Below are 3,585 nucleotides of genomic sequence, written 5' to 3' on the forward strand. Positions count from 1 at the left end.
GCCATCGACAAGCGCCACGCGCGCGCCGACGCTCCGATCGCGGGCGCCCGCGAGATCGCCTTCTTCCCGCCGATGACGGGCGGCTGAGCCCGGCATGACTGTCCGGCTGCAGACGGAGCCGTTCGACCTCGGCGCCGAGGTGGCGCGCCTGACGGGCGGCCGCTCGGACGTCGGCGCCGTGGTGACCTTCATGGGCATCTGCCGGGACCGCACGGATTCCGGGGCCGAACTCGTCGCGCTGACTCTCGAGCATTACCCTGGTATGGTCGAGGACGAGCTTTCGCGCATCGAGGCGGAGGCCCGCGCGCGGTGGAGCCTCGCCGACGCGCTGGTGATCCACCGTCACGGGCGGATTCTCGCCGGCGAGCCGATCGTTCTGGTCGTCACCCTGGCGCCGCATCGGGCGGCGGCGTTCGAGGCGGCCGAGTTCCTGATGGACTATCTCAAGACCTCCGCTCCGTTCTGGAAGCAGGAGGAGACGGCGGATGGCCGTTCATGGGTCGCGGCCAAGGCGACCGACGACGCAGCCGCGGACCGCTGGAAAAAATAACGCACGTTTTGCTGTCCCGTGTTGGGACGCGTAAAAAATGCTGGTAGCGTAACCAAGTGTTAACGCTGCCGGCCCCGTTGGGCGGGCGCAGGATCCGCCGCAATGGGCCAAGGCATCTCGTTTCGTATGGGAACGGCCCTGATCGTCGGCGCTTACGCGGCGATCGTGAGCGTCCTCGTTTTCGGCGTCGGCCGCGATCTCTGGCAGGCCGTCGGTCATTACGAGCCCCAGGTCTCATGGCTCATGGCCGAGACCACGGGCGCCCGCGTGGCGGCGCTCAAAGCCGCGGGACATCCCGGAACGGCCGGGCTCTATACGCTCGCGGCCTCGCTGTCCTGGGGGCTGATCGGCGCCCTGACCGCCGGCGGTTTCGCCTGGGGCGTCGTGCACAAGGGGGCCAGCGTGATCGGCCTCGACAAAGCCCTGAACTATCTGATCGCGATCGCAGCGCTTTACGCGCTGGCCGGCCTTACGGCCGCCGCCCTCCACGCGCTGCGCCTTCCGATGCAGGACGGCGGACTTCAGTCGCTCCCGGGCCTCTGGTTCGCGACCATGATCCCGAGCGCCGCCATCCTGGCCCGGATCGGCGCGCTGATCGCGCACGACGCCGGCGTGCTGGTCGCGGTCTGGCTGGAGGCTGATCCCGATCGCCTCGCGCGGCTCGCGGCGGAGGCCGAGGCCGACTATGGCGTCGACAGTCTGGAGGCGCGGCTGGCGCGCCTGATCGCCCGTCGCCCGGCCGTCTCCTGACGAACAGGAGAACGGCCAGGCGAGGCTGTCTCAGGCGGCCGCGACCTGGGCCTTGGCGGCCGGCCTGACCGCCGCCTCATAGTCTTCCAACAGCGCCTTCGTGAGGTCGCCGACGGTGAAGCGCCAGTCGGCGATCTCGGACACCGGCGTCACCTCGGCCGCCGTGCCGCAGATGAAGCACTGCTCGAAGCCTGCGAGCTCCTCCGGCATGATCGCGCGCTCGATCACCTCGACGCCGCGCTTGCGGGCGAGGTCGATGACGGTGCGGCGGGTGATGCCGTCCAGGAAGCAGTCGGGCGTCGGGGTGTGAAGCGCGCCGTCCTTCACGAAGAACACGTTCGCGCCGGTGCACTCGGCGACCTGGCCGCGCCAGTCGAGCATCAGCGCGTCGGCGTAGCCCTTCTGCTCCGCCGCGTGCTTCGACAGGGTGCAGATCATGTAGAGGCCGGTCGCCTTCGCCCGCGAGGGCGCGGTGCGGGGATCGGGGCGGCGCCACTCCGCAAGATCGACCCGGATGCCCTTCAGGCGCTGGGCCGGGTCGAAATAGCTCGGCCACTGCCAGACCGCGATCGCGAGGTGGATGGTGTTCTGCTGGGCAGCGACCCCCATCATCTCGCTGCCGCGCCAGGCGATCGGCCGCACATAGGCGTCCTCGAAGCCCTGTCGCGCCAGCGTCTCCACGCAGGCGCGGTCGATCTGCTCGACCGTGAACGGGATCTCGAAGCCGAGCAGCCGCGCGGACTCGATCAGCCGCTGGTTATGCTCGCGCATCTTGAAGATGACGCCGCCATAGGCGCGCTCGCCCTCGAACACGCCGCTGGCGTAATGCAGGCCATGCGTGAGCACGTGCACCTTGGCGTCGGACCAGGGCACGAACGCGCCGTCGAACCAGATGACGCCGTCCCGGCTATCGAAGGGTTGCGCGTCCGCCATGGTTCGAGCTCCTTGACCAGTCGCCGGGTCGCCGGCTGCGTATGGACCCGCGCCCAAGCGCGTGGCCACAGTAAATCAGATCGTCGCAAAGGCTGCGCTGGGCAAGCTCTTTTGCGTCGCCGCCTTCGAGCCGGTATCTTCGCAAGAGCGTTGGAGGGCCCGCGGGCCGGCTGGCGCGACGGAACCGGCCGGTTCCGAAAACGGTCCGCACTTTGCCACGGGATCGAAATAAGTCAACATGGCTGACGTAATTTCGGCCGGGGACGACGTCGCCGCGGCGAGCGCCCCGGCGCTGGAGGCCGCGAGCGGCGCCGCCTACGACATCATCGAGCTGCTGTTCTTCGCCTATCGGGACTTCGTGCGGGACGCCGACGAAGCGCTCGCGGTCTATGGATTCGGGCGCGCGCATCATCGCGTGCTGCATTTCGTAGACCGCAATCCCGGCCTCCGGGTCACGGAGCTGCTCGACATCCTGAAGATCACCAAGCAGAGCCTCGGGCGCGTTTTGCGCGAGCTCGTCGACAAGGGCTTCATCGTGCAGCGCGAAGGCGAAGCCGACCGCCGCCAGCGGCTGCTCTACGTCACCGAGCGGGGCGACCGGCTCGCGCGGGAGCTCGCCCGGCTGCAGGGACGCCGCGTCGCGCGCGCGCTCGTGGACGCGGAGCCGGCCGAGCGGGACGCCGTGAAGCGCTTCCTGTTCGAGATCATCGATCCGGACGAGCGCGGCAAGGTCTCGCGCCTGTCGGGCTTCGGTCCGGGCGGACGGAGGTGAGATGATGGCGGGAGCGGCGGCGGAGCCCAGACCGATAGCCGACGACGCGGCGCATCTGCTGGTGGTCGACGACGATTCGCGGATCAGGTCGCTGCTGCACAAGTTCCTGACCACGAACGGCTACCGGGTGACGACGGCGTCTTCCGCGAGCGAGGCGCGGCTGAAGCTCGACTCGCTGTCGTTCGACCTGCTCGTGCTGGACGTGATGATGCCGGGCGAGAACGGCCTGGAGCTCGCCCGCGCGGTGCGCGCGCGCTCGCCGGTGCCGATCCTGATGCTCACCGCCCGCTCCGAGGCGGAGGACCGCATAGCGGGGCTCGAAACCGGCGCGGACGACTACCTGATCAAGCCGTTCAACCCGCGGGAATTGCTGCTGCGGGTCGGCGGCATCCTGCGCCGCTCGGCCGCCGCCGCCACCTCCGGGTCGGCGCCCGAGGTGCGCTTCGGCCCGTTCGTCTTCCACCGCGGCCGTGGCGAGCTGAAGCGCGGCGACGAGGTGGGCATCGCGGCGTTCGAGGCGTCGCCGCTGTGGTCCCACCCGAAGTTCGGCGAGATCTCGGCCGACCGACTGTCGCCGATC

6 protein-coding genes are annotated in these 3,585 nt (G+C 69.6%); 5 read left to right on the plus strand and 1 reads right to left on the minus strand.

Annotation, left to right across the window (positions count from 1 at the left end; genetic code table 11):
- From ACIKT0_RS15075 to ACIKT0_RS15085, 3 genes are all read left to right on the plus strand, one after another.
- Window positions 1–87 (plus strand): MoaD/ThiS family protein (locus tag ACIKT0_RS15075; protein ID WP_407106141.1); only part of this gene is annotated, 87 nt, incomplete at its 5' end.
- A 7-nt stretch (window positions 88–94) separates the two neighbouring features.
- Entirely contained in the window at window positions 95–550 is a 456-nt protein-coding gene (locus tag ACIKT0_RS15080) for a molybdenum cofactor biosynthesis protein MoaE (RefSeq protein ID WP_407106134.1), read from the plus strand.
- Window positions 551–715: 165 nt separating this feature from the next.
- Entirely contained in the window at window positions 716–1,300 is a 585-nt protein-coding gene (locus ACIKT0_RS15085; RefSeq protein ID WP_407106135.1) for a hypothetical protein, read from the plus strand.
- A gap of 30 nt (window positions 1,301–1,330) precedes the next feature.
- Here the strand turns inward: ACIKT0_RS15085 and ACIKT0_RS15090 are convergent, their stop codons facing one another.
- Window positions 1,331–2,233 (minus strand): branched-chain amino acid aminotransferase, encoded by a 903-nt coding sequence (locus tag ACIKT0_RS15090; RefSeq protein WP_407106136.1) that lies wholly within the window; start codon window positions 2,231–2,233, stop codon window positions 1,331–1,333.
- Window positions 2,234–2,471: 238 nt separating this feature from the next.
- On the opposite strand from ACIKT0_RS15090, the gene ACIKT0_RS15095 reads away from it, so the two are divergent.
- Both ACIKT0_RS15095 and ACIKT0_RS15100 read left to right on the plus strand, forming a co-directional pair.
- Complete coding sequence (locus ACIKT0_RS15095) at window positions 2,472–3,005, plus strand: MarR family winged helix-turn-helix transcriptional regulator (protein WP_407106138.1); 534 nt, start codon at window positions 2,472–2,474, stop codon at window positions 3,003–3,005.
- Between the two features lies 1 nt (window position 3,006).
- On the plus strand, window positions 3,007–3,585 hold a 579-nt coding region (locus tag ACIKT0_RS15100), incomplete at its 3' end, for a response regulator transcription factor (protein ID WP_407106140.1).

Source organism: Hansschlegelia beijingensis (genome assembly GCF_045505405.1).
GTDB classification, from domain to species: Bacteria; Pseudomonadota; Alphaproteobacteria; order Rhizobiales; family Methylopilaceae; genus Methylopila; species Methylopila beijingensis_A.